Origin of the sequence: Maricaulis sp. (assembly GCF_048269565.1) — a bacterium.
Classification (GTDB): Bacteria; Pseudomonadota; Alphaproteobacteria; order Caulobacterales; family Maricaulaceae; genus Maricaulis.
Genome location: NZ_JBLXIK010000003.1, coordinates 37,488 through 55,951, shown reverse-complemented (window position 1 = coordinate 55,951; position 18,464 = coordinate 37,488). Strand labels below are relative to the sequence as shown.

Here is an 18,464-nt window from a genome sequence, read left to right as displayed (position 1 = left end):
CATGCGAAACCCCGCGACGCCGCAATTTTCCGAACTGACCAATACCGCCTCGCAGCATGCCAACCGCATCACGCTGTCCATCCTCGTGCCGTTTTATCGCGATGACCCGACCGCCCTCGCCGCCGCGCTCAATCCGCTGATCGGCGTTCGCCGCGATATCGAGATCGTGCTGCTCGATGATGGCTGTCCCGATTTGGGTCTCAACGAGGCCGTTGGCCGTGCCGTGCGCGCCCTGAGCGCACCGGCGCGCCTCATCAGCGCTGCGGAAAACATTGGCCGCTCGGCCGGACGCAACCTGCTCGCCCGCCAGGCGCGCGGCCGCTGGCTGCTCTATCTCGACGCCGATATGGACCCGGGCAATGACGCCTTCCTTGCCGCCTATCTCGAGCGTCTGGAACTGGATGATTTCGACGCGGCCTTCGGCGGCTACGAAACCGACGAGCCCGATGACCGCCGCTATCAGCTGCACGCCGTGCTCGCCCGCACCAGCGACCAGAAGGACGCCGCAGCGCGCAGCCTGATCGGGGCGACAGCCTTTTGCTCGAGCAATCTTCTCGTCCGCGCCAGCGTCATGCGCGGCGTGCCCTTCGATACCGGTTTCACCGGCTGGGGCTTCGAGGATGTCGACTGGGCCGTGCGCGCCGCGCGCACGCATCAACTGATCCATTTCGACAATCCCGCGCGCCATGCCGGGCTGCAGACCACCGAATCCCTGCTGCAGAAATTCCGTGATGGCGCCGTCAATTATGCCCGTCTGCTCAAGAAACACCCGCATCTGGCCGGCCTGCCCGGCGCCCGGGTGGCGCGCACACTCGGCGCCATTCCCGGCCAGGGCCTGCTGCGCGGCCTGTGGGCGGCGCTGGCCAACAGCCAGGCGGCGCCGGTGCGGCTGCGGGCGGCGGCGCTGAAACTCTGGCGCGCCAGCTGGGCTGCGGAGGCGATCTGATGAATGCACCCTATAATCCCGGCGGAGGCCTGATCTCCAAGCTTGGCCGGCGCTGGGCGCGTATCGCCGCGCGGGCGCCGCTCAATGTCGATCTCGACCATGCGATCGTCAGCTTCACCTTCGATGATTTCCCGCAATCGGCAGCGACAACCGGCGCGGACATCCTCGAGGCCCGCGGCTGGCGCGGCACCTATTACGCTTCCGCCGGCTTTGCCGGCACCCGCAATCACCACGGCGCCATGTTCGAAGCAGACGACCTGCAACGGCTCGGCGCCGCCGGCCACGAGATCGGCTGCCATACCCATACGCATCAGGACGGCTCGCAGATCAGCGCCGGCGAGATGCTGGCCGATATCGACCGCAATCTGCAGGCGCTGCGCGAGCTCGGCTATCACGGCGAGCTCGAGAGCTTTGCCTATCCCTATGGTGAAGTGACCCCGGCAGCGAAACGCCTGCTGGCGACGCGCTTCGGCTCGATGCGCGGTGTGCACGCCGCGATCAATCGCGGCAGCTGTGACCGTTCCCTGCTCAAATCCGTGCCGATCGATGGCGGCGAGACCGGTATTGCCCGCGCCGTCGATGCGGCCCGCTCGCTGATCCAGCATCCCGGCTGGCTGATCTTCTACATGCATGACGTCCAGGACGAACCGACTGAATGGGGCTGCACGCCGGCCCAGCTTGAGCGGGTCTGCGCCGCCGTCGAGCAAAGCGGTGCGCGCGTGATGACGGTCGCGGCCGCCATGACGAAAATCGGAGAACGCCAATGAATCTCTCGGTCATGATCCCGACTTTCCGCCGGCCCGAAGGGCTGCGTGTGGCGCTGCAAAGCGTGTTGGCCCAGTCGCTGCGCCCCGATGAAATCATCATTGTCGACAATTCGCCCGAAGCGTCGGCGCGCTGTATCGCCGCCAATGCCAGCGCCGTGGCGCGCTGTCCGGTGGTTTATGTACATGAGCCGCGGCCCGGTGTCGCCAATGCCCGCAATGCCGGCTTTGCCGCCGCCAAGGGCCGCTATATCGCCTTTCTCGACGATGACGAGGTCGCCAGCGTCGACTGGCTCAGCGCCCTGATGCAGACGGCGCAGACGCTCGATGCGCAACTGGTGTTCGGGCCCTTGCGCGCTGAAGTCGATCAGCCCGACAGCCTGCGCGGCCAGCTGGCAACCCGCCTGTATTCGCGACCGGGCCCGTCCAGCGACAGCGTGCTCGACGCGCCCTATGGCAGCGGTAATTCCCTGCTCGACCGCGACAGCTTTGAACTGCCGGACCAGCCTTTCGATACCGCGCTCAACCAGACCGGTGGCGAGGATGATGCCTTCTTCGCCCTGCTGGCGCAGCAGGGTGTGCGCTATGGCTGGTCGGCCCGGGCCCACGCCGTCGAAGTCGTCGGCACCGCGCGCAATGACTGGGGTCACCTGCTCTCGCGCAGCTTCGCCTTCGGCCAGGGCGCGACACAGAATTGCGCACGCGGCGCGACCACGGATCATGCCGGCATTGCCTTCTGGATGGCGGTCGGACTGGCCCAGATGCTGGTGTTCGCGCCGCTGGCGCTGCTGGCCATGCCCTTGCGGCGCGAGCTGGCGGTCAAGGCGCTCGACAAGGCCGTCCAGGGCGCCGGCAAGCTGTTCTGGTTTGAGGGCATGGAGCCGAAACTCTATGGCGAGACCGGCGAGGCCGCCCTTGCAGACCCCGACAGCGTCGCGGCCGGCTAGTCCTGGCTGCGCTTGCCGCGGCGCTCGGCCAGCTTGGCCGAGGTGGCGACGAACAGGACCCAGCCGAGCGAATTCTGGTGCACGAGATTGCTCTCGCTGATGCTGACCAGCAGCACCATGGCGATAAAGGCCAGCGCCCAATAGGTCTCCGGTCCGCGGAAGATCCGGCCGACTGCACGCAGGAAAGCGTGCAGATAGACCATCGCCGTCAGCACGACGCCCGGGACCCCGATCGCGAGCGCGATCTCGATCCAGCCATTATGCGCCGTCGGCACGTCCCAGTGGGTCGCCTGGCGCACCCAGAAGACCGGGCCATTCTCGGCAGTCCAGAAAGCCATATAGCCATAGCCGGTCCAGGGCACGGTGCGGATTTCCTCGATCAGCACGCCCCAGATATCGGTCCGCCCGGTCAGGGTCGCATCACGGCCGAGCGCCTGTAGCGCCTCGACCGGCGCGATCAGCATGATGGTCGCAATGGTGATTCCAACGGTCAGGCCGAGAAAGATCATCAGGGAGGCAAAACCGAAACCGCGGCGGCACAGCGCGATCCCGATCACGATCCCGGTTCCCAGCAGGCAGGAAAGCAGGGCGGTCTTCGAGGTCGAGAGCAGGACCAGCGCCACGCACATCGCGGCACAGCCCATCCAGAACAGCCAGTGTTTCGGGTCGACGCGGCTGGCGGCATAGCCGCTGACCGCACCCCAGGCCATCATGGCCCCGAGCGTGTTCTTTTCCCAGAACACACCTTTCCACGCCCCGGCATGGACAGCGTGGTCAATGCCCATCGACGGCACGGCAATCGCCATCGCGGCGCTGGACAGGCCCAGCAGGACAAAGGTGGTGGCGATCAGCAGGATCATCTCGCGCCAGCTCCAGCGCGAGGCCATCCACAGCCCGAAGCTGGCACTCATCGCCAGCGCAAAGGCCCGCCGGATCGTGGTGTCCGGCGCCACTGACCACATCACCGAAACCGCCATCAGGCCGATCAGCGCCAGCAGCGGCAGGTTGGTGCCGAGCGTGCGCAGCGCAGCGCCGGGCCGCGCCAGCATCAGCACGAGGGCGATGGCATAGATCGGCAGCCACATCAGGCGCAGAACAACCGAGGTCTCGTCACTGCCCGAAGGCGCGAAAATCGGCCCGATCAGGGCCTGGGAAAACAGGTAGAGGGCGAGCACCGTGAAACCGGCCTCGACAAAGCGCACCGAGCGCAGTCCGGGCGCCTGTCGCAGCACGCTCAGAAAGAGCGGCTCGCGGGCGGCGATCGGACTCATGCGGCGCTCTGGATGCGGTCCGTCCGGTTGAGGATCAGACCGGCGACGACGCCGCCGCGGGCCTCGATTGCGGCCCGGCGTGCCTGCAGTCCGGCGCCGTTGGGATCGCGGGCATCGGCGACCAGGATCACGCCATCAAGATCGGCGGCAAGGCTGAGCGGCGCAACGCTATTGCTCGGCGCATCGATGATCGCCAGGTCGATGGCTTCGCGCACCGCCGACCAGTAATCCGGCGCCGCGCGCAGGCCGACGCTCTCGACGGCGCCGGGCTCGCTCTGCAATTCGCTGACGAAGAGATTGGGCACCACCGACTGGCGCGCCACGATCCGCGCCCGGCCGCGCCCGGTCTTGAGGGCCCAGAACGGTTCCCGTCCGAGGGCGGCATCAAAGGCCGGTCCCTGCACGCGCGCGGCGCGCGACTGGGCATTGCCGGTAAAGTCGAGATCATAGAGCCAGACCCCGCGCTGGGAACGCAGCGCCGCCAGACGGGCCAGTTCACGGGCGACAGTCGAGGCGCCGGCGCCGGGCCGTGACCCCATCACCATCAGGGCCCGCCCCTGCCCGCCGGGCCGGGCGATCGGTTCAAGCTGATCGATCAGCTGGGACAATTCGGCTGTCAAATTCATCATCGGGTTCGCGCGCGGCGTGAGTCGACTCACTGTGCGCCAAGAGTGCGGCCAACACGGTTAACGCCGCGCTTACGCGGTGCGGTCGGCCACACGCGCGAGGATCGGAATATCGGGCGGCAGATCATTGGCCGGCTGCCAGGCTGCCGCTGCGACAGGGGCTGGTGCCGGCGCGGGCACCGCGACCGGCGCGGCCGTGGCCGGCACGCCGCCGGCGGCGATATAGACGCGCCAATAGCCGCGCATCAGCCCGCTGAACAGCGCGATCCCGCCCGCCATCACGAAGGATGCGATCAGGCCCAGTTTCTTCATCGACTTGGCCTGGAGCGGCGGCATGGCCCGGTCGATCAGGCGCACCGCGTCGGCACCGCCAAGCGTCGAGGACCGGCGCGCCGAAGCGGTCGCCTCCTGGCCGGCGACCACGGCCGCTGCCGCCTCGGCCGCGATCACATTTTGCTGCAGCCGGGTGAATTCCGGCTCGAGCTGACGCAGGCGTGCCGCCTCGTCGCGATTGACGCGCAATTGGTCTTCCAGCGCCGCCAGCATCGAGGCTTCGGCACGGGCATTGGCTTCGCGGGTCGCCAGATCGGTCTCCAGCGCCTGGCGCACCGGATTGGGACCGGTGCGGGTCTGGCCGCGTCCATCGGAGGTGCCGCTGGCCAGGAAAGTCTCGATCGCGGCGATCTCACGGTCGAGCGCGACGACAGCCGGTGCGCCGGGCTGATAGCGCGACAACAGCCGTGCCCGTTCGGACTGGCGGTCGAGCAGCACGGCATCGACGCCATTCTCGACATAAAGCTCGATGCTTTCCGGCACGCTGCGCAGACGCTCGCGGATCGCCGCGGCGCCGGCGAGCGCGGAATCGCGATTGGCGCTCGATGTGTTGACGCGATCGGTCAGATTGCCAACGAGCGCGTCGGTGGTCTGTTGTTCGATCTCGAAATTCGACAGGTCATGGCGCAGCAGGAATTCATCCCGCGCCGCCTGGGCCGCCTCGACAGCCGAGTTGGCCTGCTCACGCCGGACCGACAGGCCCTGCACCCCGGTCTCGATCAGGATCTCCTCGCGATAGGCCAGATAGGAATCGATGATCGCATTCAGCACCAGCGCAGCGCGTTCGGCCGAACCCGTGGTGTAGCTGGCGTTGATCGCCGTCGAATTCGGTTCGCGCGACAGCGAGAAGGCATTGCCCATCGTCCTGAGCGCCGCCGTTTCGGCATCGCCGGTCACCGCCTCGCCGAGCACGGCCTCCGGACCGATCGCCGCCAGTGCCCGCCGCAACACCGTGGCGGAGCTGAGCAACTGGCTTTCCGACTGCATCACCTGGGCGAGCGTGAAGGCATCGCCCGATCCGGCCGTTGCCGGGGTCGGATTGTCGTCCTGCAGAATCATCAGGCTGGAATGCGCCTCATAGCTCGGCTTGAGCATGGTCAGCGACAGGGCAACACCAATGGCGAAAATGACGGCAAAGACCAGGGCGATGAAACCCTTCTCCGACCATGCCAGGGCTATGACATCGAACAAGTCGAGATCGCCCCTTGCACCGGAGCCGAGCCCGGTTACCCGGCCCTCCGGCGAGCCGGCGTTATCATGATCGCGAGTCATGACTCCATAAGGGGCTCGCTGCGCTTAATTTTTTCTTATCCAAACGGGTCTGAAATCAGCGGATCAACGAATCCGAGGGATTATCATGCGTGCAACCAGTCTGGGCCTGTGCCTTGCGGCTTCGATCGGGCTCGCTGCCTGCGCCAGTTCCGGCCCGGCGCCCGGCGCCGAGGCCGGCCAATGGGGCGGCCAGCATTTTCTCGCCTGGCAGGATACGGATCCGGAATACCGCTTCTTTCCCGGCGACAGCGTCGATGTGACGGTGCATTCGGCGCCGGAATTGTCGACCACGGCGGAAATCGGCCCGGACGGCCGCATCAATCTGCCGCTGCTCGCCAATGTGATGGTCGCCAGCAAGACCGATTACGAGATCGCCAACACCATAGCCGATGCCTATGCGCGCAATGTGCTGGTCTCGCCGATCGTCGAGGTGCGCCGTGCGACGCTCGGACCACAGAATATCATTGTCGGGGGTGAGGTGAATTCGCCGGGCCTGATCGCCCTGCCCAGCCCGATCGGAGCGCTGGAGGCGGTGATGCTCGCCGGCGGTTTCCGCGATACGGCCTCGCGCCAGGTCGCCATCCTGCGCCGGGCACCCGGTGGCGGACTGATGATCCGCACCGTCAATCTGCGTGACGCGCTGCGCGGCCGCGACGGGGCGGATGCGCTGCAGCTGCGCCGCAATGACATCGTCTTCGTGCCGCGGACAACCGTGGCCGAGATCAATGTCTTCATCGAGCAGTATGTGAATTCGATCCTGCCGCTCGACCAGGCCATGTCCTACGCCATCGCCAACGCGATCAACGACAACTGATCCCGCCGGACACGGGCCTGGCAACCAGTCGTTCAGGCATGCCGTCAATCTGTCAGGACGGTCAGCGGATGGCCTCACCCGCTGACCCCCGGACAGAATGGTGGTCTGCCTAGTGGCGCGTCGACAGCCATTCGCGAGCGGCACGTTGTGCGCTGGCGACTTCCATCGTCGACATCTGGTCGGAGATTTCCTGGCGATAGTATTTCGCCGGCTCGGAGCCCATCAGGGCCGCGAGATTGAACCATTTGTGGGCTTCGACGTAGTCGATTTCGCCACCCTGGCCGGTCGAGTACAGAATGCCCAGCTTGCACAGGTCTTCGCCTGTCGGGTCGCTGGTAACGGCTTCATGCACTTGCGCAGTTTCAACGTCGGTAAACGCCATGATCATTCCCCTGTAACACCGGCGGATGCGGTCCTTATGAACCTGTCATCCGCGCCACCATCCTGTCCGAATGCCTTTCGAACGAGACCGATCCTGCGCAAAGAGAATTGCTTTAAGGTTAAGGGATTTCAGGAAAAATAGGCCATAAGCCTTTAAATCGGTTAGGTTTTCCTACCAAGGAATAAACGCGACAGCCAAGCGTCCAGTGCTGCCATGCGACTCGCCCGCCTCACATCAGGCGCACTGGCCACCCGCAGCAGGGTCAAAAACACGACAATCGCCGCCGAAAGCAGCCCGGCCCAGGCCAGATTGACCGATCGGGCCGTCGGTTGCGGCGCTAAATCCGCGGCATCCAGCAGGTGATACACCCCCTCGCCGAGCGCCAGATGCAGGGCGAGCAGGCGGTCGCCGGCGGTGTTGGAGATGCGCACGAGATAGTCGGCTTGGTTAAGCTGGCCGATCGAGGAGACAACCCGGATCGCGGTCATCACCGAGGATGCGCGCCGGATGCGGGCGAGATCATCGAGCAGGCGCGAAAGGGCCGCCGCCTCGGCGCCAGTCCGGCGTTCCAGTTGTCCGGCCAACCCATCCGCCGCCTGGGTCGGGGCCGAGAAGGCAAAGTCCGGACGCAGACCGGCGGTATCGAGGGCCGCGGATATCTCCGCCGGCGTCAGGATCGCCGCGACCCAGTCCTGTAATTGCGCCTCGAGCGCCGGCTGCAGGCGCCCGGCCTCGCGCGCGGCCTGCAGCACCTGAGCGCCGTCATGGACCGCGCTGTCGGGCAGGTTGAGATCAACCATGCCGGCTTCCAGCGCCGCGAGGGCGTAGCGCACCGGATCGAAGGCCTGCGGCGGGATGATCCCGGTCTCGCAACCCTCGATCAGCGCATCGAGGGCGCAGGCCTGCATGTAGAGCTGCCGCACACCGCCATAGAGACGGGTATCACCGCCAGGCGCCGCCACCAGGCCGGGCACCATGGTCAACTCGAACTGGCCGCTCTGGCGGCCGCTGAAGAAAGCATCGGCGCTGTGCGCGGCAATCGACCAGTGAAACTGCGCTGCCGCCTGCCGCGCCATCAATCCATCGGGCGCCAATACCAGCTGCGGCGGGTCGAGACGCCGGGCCTGCTCACTCTCGATCAGTTCGCGATAGCCGCGCGCCAGCCGGTCACGGCGCACCCAGGGCGGACCGGCGGTCAGGCGGGCATCGAGCGCCGCGGCGCCGTCCGGACCGGCGAGATAGTCCAGCGCCAGGCGCTCACGGCCGATCAGGTCGGGACCGATCGTCGCCCAGGCGCGGAAACGGTCGAGATCGGCGCGCCGGCGCGCATCGCCGTCGAGCGCCTCATTCATGCGCGCGATCCAGTAGCTGCGCGCGTCCTCGCCTGCGGGGACCGAGGCGGCGAGGCTCGACTGGATCCGCGCCTCCAGCCCCGGCTCGGTGCGGGTCATGGCGCGGATGCCGCCGCTCTCGATCACGACATGGGCGCCAAACCAGACCGAGACCGCCAGCGAGGCGATAAGCCAGACCGGCCGGAAGCCCTTGAACAGGGCACGCCAGATCAGCCAGGGCACGAGGCCGAGCGGCGAGGCTTCCCAGGGCGAACAGGTTTCGGCGCGGCAGGCCTCGGTCGCAGCCAGACGCGCCGCCTCGGCCCGGGTCAGGCCCGAGCGTCGCGGTGTGTCGATATCCGGTGCGCCCGAATGCGCTGCGCCGCTGGCGTCAGCCATGGACTTGCCCCCTTGCTGTCCCGCCCCAGAATTGGTTTTCCGGCGCCCGGACGCAAGCCCTTACGCGTAGAAGGCGAGCCGGGACTGCGGGCAAGCCTCAGACGCGGGCTTTCTGGCCGAACAGCAGGGCGCGGGCCTTCTTGCCTTCCTCGCTGTCCTCATCGAGGCCGCGGCGCATATCGGTCGCCAGTGCGCGGCCCGTCTTCACCGCCGGGCGGGCACCGACGCGCTCGACCCAGGCCGCCAGTTTCGGGAAGTCTGCCAGGTCCTGCCCCTGACCCGCCGGCAGGATCCAGGGCCAGATCGCCATATCGGCGATGGAATACGCGCCCGCGATATAATCGCGCCCGTCCGACAGCGCCCGCTCGAGCACGCCATAGAGACGGTTGACCTCATTGGTATAGCGGTTCTTGCCGTATTCCAGCTTGCTCTCATCGGGCTCGATCGCCTTGGCATAGGTGCGGAAATGATGCGCCTGCCCGGCCATCGGACCGAGCCCGCCCATCTGCCAGAACAGCCATTGTTCGACCTCGACGCGAGCGCGCTCGTCAGTGGGGTAGAATTGCCCCGTCTTGCGACCGAGATATTGCAGGATGGCGCCGCTCTCGAACACCGAGATCGGCTCGCCGCCGGGCCCGTCGGGATCGATGATGGCGGGCATGCGATTATTGGGGCTGATCTTGAGGAAGGCGGGCTCGAACTGCTCGCCGGCACCGATATTCACCGGCTTGAGGTCGTAGGGCAGACCCATTTCCTCCAGTGCGATGGAGATCTTCCAGCCATTCGGGGTGGGCCAGTAATAGAGTTCGATCGGGGCGGGCATGGAGCGTCTCCGTAGCGGGTTGGCGGGTGCGATTGTCGTGCAGGCAAGATGGGGCGCAGGCTGGAACATGCAAGCGCGGCTGCGATCACACAGCTGTCATCTACCGGGAGTGACTTGGCAGGCCCGCAGCAAAGCCTTATCCCGGTCCCACATTCACAACAGGTCCAAGCCCCATGTCAGCCAGCGAAACCCTTTCCCGCTTCACGCCCGTCTCCATGGCCCGCCAAGCCAGCGACCCGCAAGGCTTCGCCGCCGAGCTGGGCCAGAGCTTCCGCGAATTCGGCTTTGCCGCGATTTCCGATCACGGGCTCGACCAGGCCCGGATCGACCGCGCCTATGCCAAGGCGGCTGAATTCTTCGCCCTGCCCGAGGCCGTGAAGCAGCAATATTTCGTGCCCGGTGGCGGCGGTGCGCGCGGCTATACGCCCTTCGGCAAGGAGATTGCCAAGGACGCCCAGCATGTCGATCTCAAGGAATTCTGGCATGTCGGCCGCGATCTGCCGCCGGGCCACAAATATGAAGCCGACATGGCGCCCAATCTCGTGCCCGCCGAAATCGAGGGCTGGAAAGAGACCGTCCACGGCCTCTACCAGGATTTCGATGCGCTTGGCCGGCGCGTGCTGAGCGCCATTGCGCTCGATCTGGGCCTGGCTGCCGACTTCTTCGATGACACCGTCAAGGACGGCAATTCGGTGATGCGCCTCTTGCACTACCCGCCGGTGGCCGGCGATCCGGGCGGTTCGATCCGCGCCGAGGCCCATGGCGATATCAATACCATCACCCTGCTGCTCGGCGCCGAGGAGCCCGGCCTGCAGGTGAAGACGCGCTCGGGGACATGGATCGACATGAACCCGCCGGCCGGCTGTCTCGTGGTCAATATGGGCGACATGCTGGCGCGCTCGACCAATGATGTCCTGCCCTCGACCCAGCACCGCGTCATCAACCCGGTCGGCGCCCGCATCGGGCACTCGCGCTATTCGATGCCCTTCTTCCTGCACTACCGGCCCGACTACATGATCGAGACCCTGCCCGGCTGCGCCACGGCCGATCATCCCGACCAGTATCCCGAGCCGATGCGGGCGAATGATTTCCTCAATCAGCGCCTGCGCGAGATTGGCCTGCTCTAGGCCCGCGTGATGGCGTCCGGCGACAGCGAGATACTCGACGACATCAGACACGCCGCCGGCGAGCTGATCCATCCGGTCGTCGATGCGCTCACCGACAATCCCTGGCCGCGGCGGCTGATCAATGCCTGCAATGCCGCCTATCTGATCTCCGACCGGCGCCTCGCCTCCGGCCTGCCGGAACTGCATGCTGCCGGCCTGCAGCCCGGCACGCGTCCGCTGGTCTTCGTCAGCGGCATTCATGATGTGCATGCCGGCTTTGTCTGCCGCACCGATGATGGCGGCCTGCTGGTGACGTTTCGCGGCACGCTGCCGCCGGAAGACATGATTTTCTGGCGCTGGGCCGCTGACTGGCTTCACGATGCCCAGACGGTGCCGATGCCGTGGACGGTCGGCGAGCGCGATTATGGCCAGGTCGCATCCGCCTTTGGCATTGCCGTCTCCAGCCTGGCCGATGACTTGCTCGAAACCCTGGAAACGCTCAATGCCGGCGCCGCCAGCGCGATCCGCATCACCGGTCACTCCAAGGGCGGCGCCATGGCCGCGCTCGGTGCGACGCTGATCCGGGCGCAATACCCGCATGCCCGGATCGAGGTCTGCAGTTTCGCCGCGCCGATGACCGCCGACCAGGACTTCATCGATCATTACGAGCAGGACGGGCTGCTCGCCCACACCGCGCGTTTCCAGAACGCGCTTGATCCGGTGCCCTATCTACCGGGCGGACCACAGATCCGCGACTGGCTGGATGGCGAGAAGCGGCTCGACGAGGTCAAGAAGCTGATGCTGGTCGAGGATGCGATCAAGGCCCTGCCCGCCTGGCCCTATCGCCAGTTCGGGCGGCTGCATTTCCTGCACGAGGAAGACGGCGTCATCCAGGACGACGACAAGGCTGAACGTACCGCCTGGGACACGATCATCGATGCCGTCGTCAAGATGCGATTCCGCGAAATGATCGACGCCCATAGCGGCGCCCAGCGCTATCTCACCGCGCTGAGCCCGGATGAGGATGAGGCGGCCGGCTAGCCTGGGCCTGTGGCCGCTATTCCGGCGGCGCTATTCCGGCGCTGGCCGGGCTGCGCCGCAATTCCTTCACATGGACATCCAGCTGCGGGAAGGGGAATTCGATGCCATGGGCGTGGAAGGCCTTCCACAGGGCAATATTCACGGCGCTGCGGACATTGGAGAGCCCGTTCTCCGGGTCGGTGATCCAGAAGCGCAGGTCGAAATCGACCGAGCTGGCGCCATAGGCCATCAGATTGCACACCGGCGTCTTGTCAGCGATCACCCGCTCGACGCTCTGGGCCGCCTCGATAGCGACGCGCTGGACCTGTTCGATGTCGTCAGTGCCATAGCTGACGCCGAACGGGGCGTGCACGCGCACGGCGCGGTCGGATTTCGACCAGTTGATGACGCCCTCGACGATGAAGCGCTCGTTCGGGATCAGCATTTCCGTGCCGTCACGGGTGCGGATCGAGACATAGCGCGACTGCATCTCGGTGACCCAGCCGAAGGTGCCGTCGATCTCGAGCGCATCGCCCGGCTTGATCGACTTGTCGGCCAGCAGGGTGAAACCGGCGGCGAAGTTGGCGACGGTCTTTTGCAGGCCGAGACCGACACCGATACCGACCGCACCGGAGAAGATTGCCAGCGTGGCGATATTGAAGCCGGTCAGCTGCAGCGCGATCAGCAGGGCTGCGACCGGCAGGACGAAGCCGAGGACCTTGGCGATCAGGGCCCGGAAGGCCGGCGAGATCTCTTCGGCCTTTTCCAGCTGCGCATTGATGGCGCGGCCGGCCAGCGAGGCGAGCCAGAAAAGGGCCGCGAAATAGATCACCGTGCGCAGGATATCGAACAGGCTGAGATCGACCGGCATGCCGTCCGCGGTCTCCCCCAGCGGGATGGCCAGGGCCTGCAATTGCACGACGACATCGTCGAGCAGGCCGAACACGTCGAGCGCCGCCACCGGCCAGATCACGTAGAACGCGACATTGGACCAGAATTTCGAACGAATGATCAGCGTCACGGCGCGGATCACCAGCCAGGCCGACATCAGGCTCATCGCCGCATCGATCAGGCCGTAGGGCCGCTCCAGACTGCCCAGGACGATGCGGATCACGGCCAGCACCATCAGCAGGGCCAGCGGCGTTGCCAGCGCCAGCGCCGCCGACAGCAGGCGCCGCGCCAGACCGGTACGGATACGCGAGGCGGTATGGTGTTCAACCAGCCGCCGCAAACGCGGCCCGAACATCAAGGCCGGAATGATCGCCGCCGCGATCAGTCCGATCTGCAGGGCGACATCCAGATTGAGCATGGCCTGGACAATCCAGTGCCAGACGGCGAGCAGATGCTCCTGCAGAACCTCGACCGGCACCAGATCGTCCAAGGCCGAACCGTCCTGTGTCTGAATCATCTTCGCTATTCCCGGCTTCGTTGACGCAGCGATAGCATTATTGCGGGGGGCGGTGCCAGCGCGTTGATGTCCACATCGCCCGCCTCACCCGCCCTGCCGTGCACCCTCTCCTCGCGGAGAGGGAAGGCTCACCGCGATTCATGGAGAGCGCAACGCCCTTCCTTCTCCGTGAGGAGAAGGTGGCACGGAGTGCCGGATGAGGCGGGCAAAACCACCGTGGGCGATTGGCGGGGGCGGTGCCAGTCCTGAACCGTGTCCATCACCCGCCTCACCCACCCGGAGCCTGCCCCGGACCGGCTGAAGGCTGGATCCGGAGGGCACCCTCTCCTCACGGAGAGGGACGTCGCTATCGGCGGGTATCGGGGTTTTTCTCGTGGACGCCCCAATGTGCCGCTTCGCCAATCGCCTCCATGACCGCATCGATATCGGTCAGAATGTAATGATTCCAGAACCGCAAGACCCGATAGCCGCGAAATTCGAGAAACCGGGTCCGTGTCGCATCATAAGCCTCCTGCTCGCCATGCTGGCCACCATCCGCCTCGACCACCAGCCGCGCCTGCCGTGACAGGAAATCAGCGATGTAAGGCCCGACCGGCACCTGGCGTCGGAATTTGATGCCCATCAGATTGCCATTGCGCAAACGCGACCAGAGCCGCGCTTCAGCGGGCGTTTGTTCGCGGCGCAGGGCACGCGCGAGATGCTGGTTTTTGAGCGGGTAGTGCTGTTTCGGCATGATGGAGTCTCCCGCAGTTCGCGGCGCTCCCCTCTCATGGCGAGCGGATACATAATATACTCGCAGTGCGTGTAATGATCAAGACCGCAACGCCCTTCCTTCTCCGTGAGGAGAAGGTGGCGCGAAGCGCCGGATGAGGCGGGCAAAATCATCGTGGGCGATTGGCGGCGTGGTGCCGGTTCTGAGGCGTGCCCATTGCCCGCCTCACCCGCCCTGCCGGGCACCCTCTCCTCGCGGAGAGGGAAGGCTCACAGCCGTTTCATGGAAAGCGCAACGCCCTTCCTTCTCCGTGAGGAGAAGGTGGCGCGAAGCGCCGGATGAGGCGGGCAAAATCATCGTGGGCGATTGGCGGCGTGGTGCCGATCAGACTCAGCCAAGGTCAATCCTGCCGATGAAGACTCACGATAAAATCTTCGCTCGTCGAACTGGCGGCTTCATATACATCGAGAACAACTCCCAACCGGGACTGATCCGAAGCCTCGATCAGCGCGCCACACGCCCCGCGCTCAGTCAACTCTACCGCGAGCTCCGAGGAGCCTATCGGAAGCCAGCCTCCATCGTCCGACCAAATTACAACATTGCTCTCCGCGTCGACCCGAACGAATTCAGGGTGACAGTTGTTCAACATCTGGTTCGTCTGTGGCGGGTCTTGAACGTCCAGCTGCCAGAGGAGAAGGAGAGTTGCGAGAACACGGCCTCTACCCCAGCAACTTCTTCGCCAGGATCTCGTTCACCGCTTGCGGGTTGGCCTTGCCCTGCATCGCCTTCATCACCTGGCCGACGAACCAGCCCATCGTTTTGGGCTTTTCCTTGACCTGGGCGGCCTGGTCGGGATTGTCGGCGATGAGCTGGTCGATGACGGCTTCGATGGCGCCGGTATCGGTGACCTGTTTCATGCCACGCGCCTCGACGATCTCGGCCGGATCACCGCCTTCGTCCCAGACGATCTCGAACACATCCTTGGCGATCTTGCCGGAGATGGTGCCGTCGGAGATCAGGCTGATCAGCTTGCCCAATTGCTCGGCGGAGACCGGGCTCTCGGTGATGGCGAGGCCTTCCTTGTTGAGGCGGCCGAACAGCTCGTTATTGACCCAGCTTGATGCCAGCTTGGCATCGCGGCCGGCGGCGACGGCCTCGAAATAATCGGCGCGGTCCTTGTCGGAGACGAGGACGGAGGCGTCGTAATCGGACAGGCCGAGATCTTTCACCAGGCGGTGACGCTTCTCATCGGGCAATTCGGGCAGATTGGCGCGGATCTCGTCGACCCAGTCCTGCTTCAGCTCCAGCGGCAGCAGGTCGGGATCAGGGAAATAGCGGTAATCATGCGCTTCTTCCTTCGAGCGCATCGAGCGGGTCTCGCCGGTGACGCTGTCGAACAGGCGCGTTTGCTGCTGCACCGTGCCGCCATCCTCGATCAGATCGACCTGGCGCTGGGCCTCGAATTCGATCGCCTGGCGGATGAAGCGCAGGGAATTGACGTTCTTGATCTCGCAGCGCGTGCCGAGATGGCTGAAATCATCGGTCTCGCGGAATTTCTCATAGCCGCCGGGACGGCAGACCGAGACATTGACGTCGGCGCGCAGCTGGCCCTTTTCCATATCGCCGCCACATGTGCCGAGATAGCGCAGGATGGAGCGCAGTTTGGAGACATAGGCCGAGGCCTCTTCGGGCGAGCGGATATGCGGCTTGGAGACGATCTCCATCAGCGCCACGCCGGAGCGGTTGAGATCGACATAGGTGGAATTGGGGTCGAGATCATGGATCGACTTGCCGGCATCCTGTTCCAGGTGCAGGCGCTCGATCCCGACCGCAAAGCGCGAACCATCATCGCGTTCGCAATCGAGCACGCCCTCACCGACGATGGGGAACTGGAATTGCGAGATCTGATAGCCCTGCGGCAGATCGGGGTAGAAGTAATTCTTGCGGTCAAAGCGCGAGAAGAGATGGATCTCGGCATTGAGCCCAAGCCCGGTCTTCACCGCCTGTTCGACAATGGCGTGATTGATCACCGGCAACATGCCCGGCATCGCCGCATCGACCAGTGAGACCTGGGTATTCGGCTCGGCCCCGAAAGCGGTCGAGGCGCCGGAGAACAGTTTCGAGTTGGAAACGACCTGGGCATGCACTTCAAGCCCCATCACGACTTCCCACTCGCCGGTGGAACCGGTGATGCGATAGGTGTGTTCACTCATGTCGGTCTCACTCTTCCAAGCCTTCGCGGATGCGCCTCGGCGCCATCCGGATTATCGCCCACAGTCCCAAGTCCAGACGAACTAGTCGTCCTCATCGTCTTCATCATCATGGGGCAGCGGAGCCACCCCGGCCGCCTCATTCGCCATCGCCGCCTGCACGCTGCGCCAGGACAGCGAGGCCAGCAGGCCGAACACCAGGATCGCGACACCGGTCGCCAGCCCGATGATCTCGGCGACCAGCGGCAGGCCGAGATCCAGCTTGCCGGACACCAGCGCGGCGCCAATCAGGCAGATCAGCACGCCGGCATAGATCGCCGGGCGGATCAGCTTGACCGCAGCAGGCGCCGGCGCGGTGCTCATGACGCGCGCTTGGCCGGCATGACGGCGGCAATCGCCAGGCGGACACCGGCATAGAGCAGCGCCAGCGCGATCGGCATCAATGCCAGCGCCCACAGGCTCGGCATTGCCCCGGCAAACATCGCCCCGATCACCGTGCCGGAGGAATAGATCATCGGCAGGCCGAACAGCAGACACATCAGAGCGATCACGCCGAGCATGACCCGGTCCATGATGCTCTTGGACTTCGGAGCCGGTGTTTCGCCAGGCGTCTCCTCGCTCATCGCCCTACCACCATTTCGCCGGCTTGGCAGTGAAACCCGCCGCATCCTCGAGCGCCGCACCGACGGTGAACATCGTCTCCTCGTCGAGCGCCTTGGTGATGATCTGCAGCCCCAGCGGCAGGCCATCCTTGTCGAGCCCGGCGGGCACCGACATGGCGGGCACACCGGCGAGATTGGCGGTCACGGTGAAGACGTCATTGAGATACATCGCGATCGGATCATTCGACTTCGACCCCAGCGCGAAAGCCGCCGACGGCGCCGATGGCGTCAGGATGGCATCGACGAGCTGGAAGGCTTCGTCGAAATCCTGCAGGATGCGCGTACGCACTTTCAGGGCGCGCAGATAATAGGCGTCATAATAACCGGCCGAGAGCACATAGGTGCCGATCATGATGCGGCGCTGGACCTCGGCGCCGAAACCGGCCGCGCGGGTCTTCTCATAGGTCTCGGTCAGGTCCTTGCCCTCGACGCGATGGCCATAGCGCATGCCGTCATAGCGCGCGAGATTGGACGAGGCTTCCGCCGGCGCGACGATGTAATAGGCCGGCAGGGCGTATTTGGTGTGCGGCAGGGAGATGTCGACGATCTCGCAGCCGGCGGCCTTCAGCCATTCAATGCCCTGCTGCCAGGCCTTCTCGATCTCGTCCGGCATGCCGTCGACGCGGTATTCCTTCGGCACGCCAATGCGCAGCCCCTTCACGGAACGGCCGCAGGCGGCGACGAAATCGGGCACGTCATTGGGCAGGGAGGTCGAATCCTTGGGATCATGGCCCGACATCGCCTGCAGCAGCATGGCGCCATCCTTGACCGTCTTGGCGAACGGGCCGGGATGATCGAGCGAGGAGGCAAAGGCAATCGCGCCCCAGCGCGAGGTGCGACCATACGTGCCCTTCACGCCGACAGTTCCCGTAAACGCGGCCGGCTGACGGATCGAGCCGCCGGTATCGGTGCCGGTCGCGCCAAAACAGAGGTCTGCCGCCACAGCCGTGGCCGAACCGCCCGAGGAGCCGCCCGGGGTCAGGGTCTCGCCCTTCGCGCCCTTCCAGGGATTATTGACCGGACCGGTATTGGAGGTCTCGTTCGATGAGCCCATCGCGAACTCGTCCATCGAGGTCTTGCACAGGAAGACGCCGCCATTATCCCACCAGGACTGGGTCACGGTGGATTCGTAAGGCGGTTTGAAACCCTTGAGGATATTCGAGGAGGCCGTGGTCGAGACGCCCTCGACCGCGAACAGATCCTTGATCGCCAGCGGCGCGCCTTCCAGCAGACCGCCCTCACCGCGCGCCAGGCGCTCGTCGGAGGCTTTCGCCATCGCCATCGTCTTGGCTTCATCGAAGGCCGTGAACGCATTCAGCGCGCCCTGGGCCGACTGACAGGCGGCGAGTGCTTCGGTGGCCAGCTCGGTCGCGGAAACCTCGCGGGCCCGCAGCTTGGCGGTGACATCGGCAAGTGAGAGTTTGAGGAGATCGCTCAT

General features: G+C 65.4%; 18 protein-coding genes. 6 read left to right on the top strand and 12 right to left on the bottom strand.

What is annotated here, in order from left to right:
• Position 1: 1 nt before the first annotated feature.
• The 3 genes from ACN0YL_RS07070 to ACN0YL_RS07060 are packed head-to-tail and all read left to right on the top strand — an operon-like array spanning position 2 to position 2,657.
• On the top strand, positions 2-946 hold the full coding sequence (locus ACN0YL_RS07070) for a glycosyltransferase family 2 protein (RefSeq protein ID WP_417497499.1): 945 nt from the start codon (positions 2-4) through the stop codon (positions 944-946).
• The gene (locus tag ACN0YL_RS07065; protein WP_417497498.1) at positions 946-1,713 is read left to right on the top strand and encodes a polysaccharide deacetylase family protein; all 768 of its coding nucleotides are present in this window, start codon (positions 946-948) and stop codon (positions 1,711-1,713) included. The genes ACN0YL_RS07070 and ACN0YL_RS07065 overlap by 1 nt, the downstream gene beginning before the upstream one ends.
• On the top strand, positions 1,710-2,657 hold the full coding sequence (locus tag ACN0YL_RS07060) for a glycosyltransferase family 2 protein (RefSeq protein ID WP_417497497.1): 948 nt from the start codon (positions 1,710-1,712) through the stop codon (positions 2,655-2,657). The genes ACN0YL_RS07065 and ACN0YL_RS07060 overlap by 4 nt, the downstream gene beginning before the upstream one ends.
• Here the strand turns inward: ACN0YL_RS07060 and ACN0YL_RS07055 are convergent.
• The 3 genes from ACN0YL_RS07055 to ACN0YL_RS07045 form a co-directional block, all read right to left on the bottom strand.
• Positions 2,654-3,928, bottom strand: coding sequence for an O-antigen ligase family protein (locus ACN0YL_RS07055; RefSeq protein ID WP_417492735.1), 1,275 nt, complete (start codon positions 3,926-3,928; stop codon positions 2,654-2,656). The genes ACN0YL_RS07060 and ACN0YL_RS07055 overlap by 4 nt on opposite strands.
• Entirely contained in the window at positions 3,925-4,536 is a 612-nt protein-coding gene (locus ACN0YL_RS07050) for a hypothetical protein (protein WP_417497496.1), read from the bottom strand. The genes ACN0YL_RS07055 and ACN0YL_RS07050 overlap by 4 nt, the downstream gene beginning before the upstream one ends.
• Before the next feature lie 90 nt (positions 4,537-4,626).
• A complete protein-coding gene (locus ACN0YL_RS07045) occupies positions 4,627-6,159 on the bottom strand; it encodes a GumC family protein (RefSeq protein ID WP_417497495.1) in 1,533 nt (510 codons plus the stop codon).
• A gap of 85 nt (positions 6,160-6,244) precedes the next feature.
• On the opposite strand from ACN0YL_RS07045, the gene ACN0YL_RS07040 reads away from it, so the two are divergent.
• A complete protein-coding gene (locus ACN0YL_RS07040; protein WP_417497494.1) occupies positions 6,245-6,973 on the top strand; it encodes a polysaccharide biosynthesis/export family protein in 729 nt (242 codons plus the stop codon).
• A gap of 109 nt (positions 6,974-7,082) precedes the next feature.
• Here ACN0YL_RS07040 and ACN0YL_RS07035 read toward each other — a convergent pair whose 3' ends face one another.
• From ACN0YL_RS07035 to ACN0YL_RS07025, 3 genes are all read right to left on the bottom strand, one after another.
• Positions 7,083-7,355, bottom strand: a complete 273-nt coding sequence (locus ACN0YL_RS07035; RefSeq protein ID WP_417470411.1) for a hypothetical protein — start codon at positions 7,353-7,355, stop codon at positions 7,083-7,085.
• Between the two features lie 161 nt (positions 7,356-7,516).
• The gene (locus ACN0YL_RS07030) at positions 7,517-9,085 is read right to left on the bottom strand and encodes a hypothetical protein (RefSeq protein WP_417492739.1); all 1,569 of its coding nucleotides are present in this window, start codon (positions 9,083-9,085) and stop codon (positions 7,517-7,519) included.
• Positions 9,086-9,182: 97 nt separating this feature from the next.
• Positions 9,183-9,908, bottom strand: a complete 726-nt coding sequence (locus tag ACN0YL_RS07025; RefSeq protein WP_417492740.1) for a glutathione S-transferase N-terminal domain-containing protein — start codon at positions 9,906-9,908, stop codon at positions 9,183-9,185.
• A 173-nt stretch (positions 9,909-10,081) separates the two neighbouring features.
• Between ACN0YL_RS07025 and ACN0YL_RS07020 the strand changes: the two genes are divergently transcribed.
• Both ACN0YL_RS07020 and ACN0YL_RS07015 read left to right on the top strand, forming a co-directional pair.
• Complete coding sequence (locus tag ACN0YL_RS07020) at positions 10,082-11,035, top strand: isopenicillin N synthase family dioxygenase (protein ID WP_417497493.1); 954 nt, start codon at positions 10,082-10,084, stop codon at positions 11,033-11,035.
• Positions 11,036-11,044: 9 nt separating this feature from the next.
• Entirely contained in the window at positions 11,045-12,055 is a 1,011-nt protein-coding gene (locus ACN0YL_RS07015; protein WP_417497492.1) for a lipase family protein, read from the top strand.
• 16 nt (positions 12,056-12,071) lie between these two features.
• Here the strand turns inward: ACN0YL_RS07015 and ACN0YL_RS07010 are convergent, their stop codons facing one another.
• The 6 genes from ACN0YL_RS07010 to gatA all read right to left on the bottom strand — a co-directional run bounded on the left by ACN0YL_RS07010 (position 12,072) and on the right by gatA (position 18,464).
• Positions 12,072-13,442, bottom strand: coding sequence for a mechanosensitive ion channel family protein (locus ACN0YL_RS07010; RefSeq protein WP_417497491.1), 1,371 nt, complete (start codon positions 13,440-13,442; stop codon positions 12,072-12,074).
• A 346-nt stretch (positions 13,443-13,788) separates the two neighbouring features.
• Positions 13,789-14,175, bottom strand: a complete 387-nt coding sequence (locus ACN0YL_RS07005) for an endonuclease domain-containing protein (RefSeq protein ID WP_417497490.1) — start codon at positions 14,173-14,175, stop codon at positions 13,789-13,791.
• Positions 14,176-14,873: 698 nt separating this feature from the next.
• The gene (gatB, locus tag ACN0YL_RS07000) at positions 14,874-16,367 is read right to left on the bottom strand and encodes an Asp-tRNA(Asn)/Glu-tRNA(Gln) amidotransferase subunit GatB (protein WP_417497489.1); all 1,494 of its coding nucleotides are present in this window, start codon (positions 16,365-16,367) and stop codon (positions 14,874-14,876) included.
• An 81-nt stretch (positions 16,368-16,448) separates the two neighbouring features.
• Positions 16,449-16,727, bottom strand: a complete 279-nt coding sequence (locus ACN0YL_RS06995) for a hypothetical protein (RefSeq protein ID WP_417497488.1) — start codon at positions 16,725-16,727, stop codon at positions 16,449-16,451.
• Positions 16,724-16,987: a hypothetical protein gene (locus ACN0YL_RS06990; RefSeq protein ID WP_417497487.1), complete on the bottom strand. Its 264-nt coding sequence runs from the start codon at positions 16,985-16,987 to the stop codon at positions 16,724-16,726. The genes ACN0YL_RS06995 and ACN0YL_RS06990 overlap by 4 nt, the downstream gene beginning before the upstream one ends.
• A gap of 4 nt (positions 16,988-16,991) precedes the next feature.
• Positions 16,992-18,464: an Asp-tRNA(Asn)/Glu-tRNA(Gln) amidotransferase subunit GatA gene (gene gatA, locus ACN0YL_RS06985; protein WP_417497486.1), complete on the bottom strand. Its 1,473-nt coding sequence runs from the start codon at positions 18,462-18,464 to the stop codon at positions 16,992-16,994.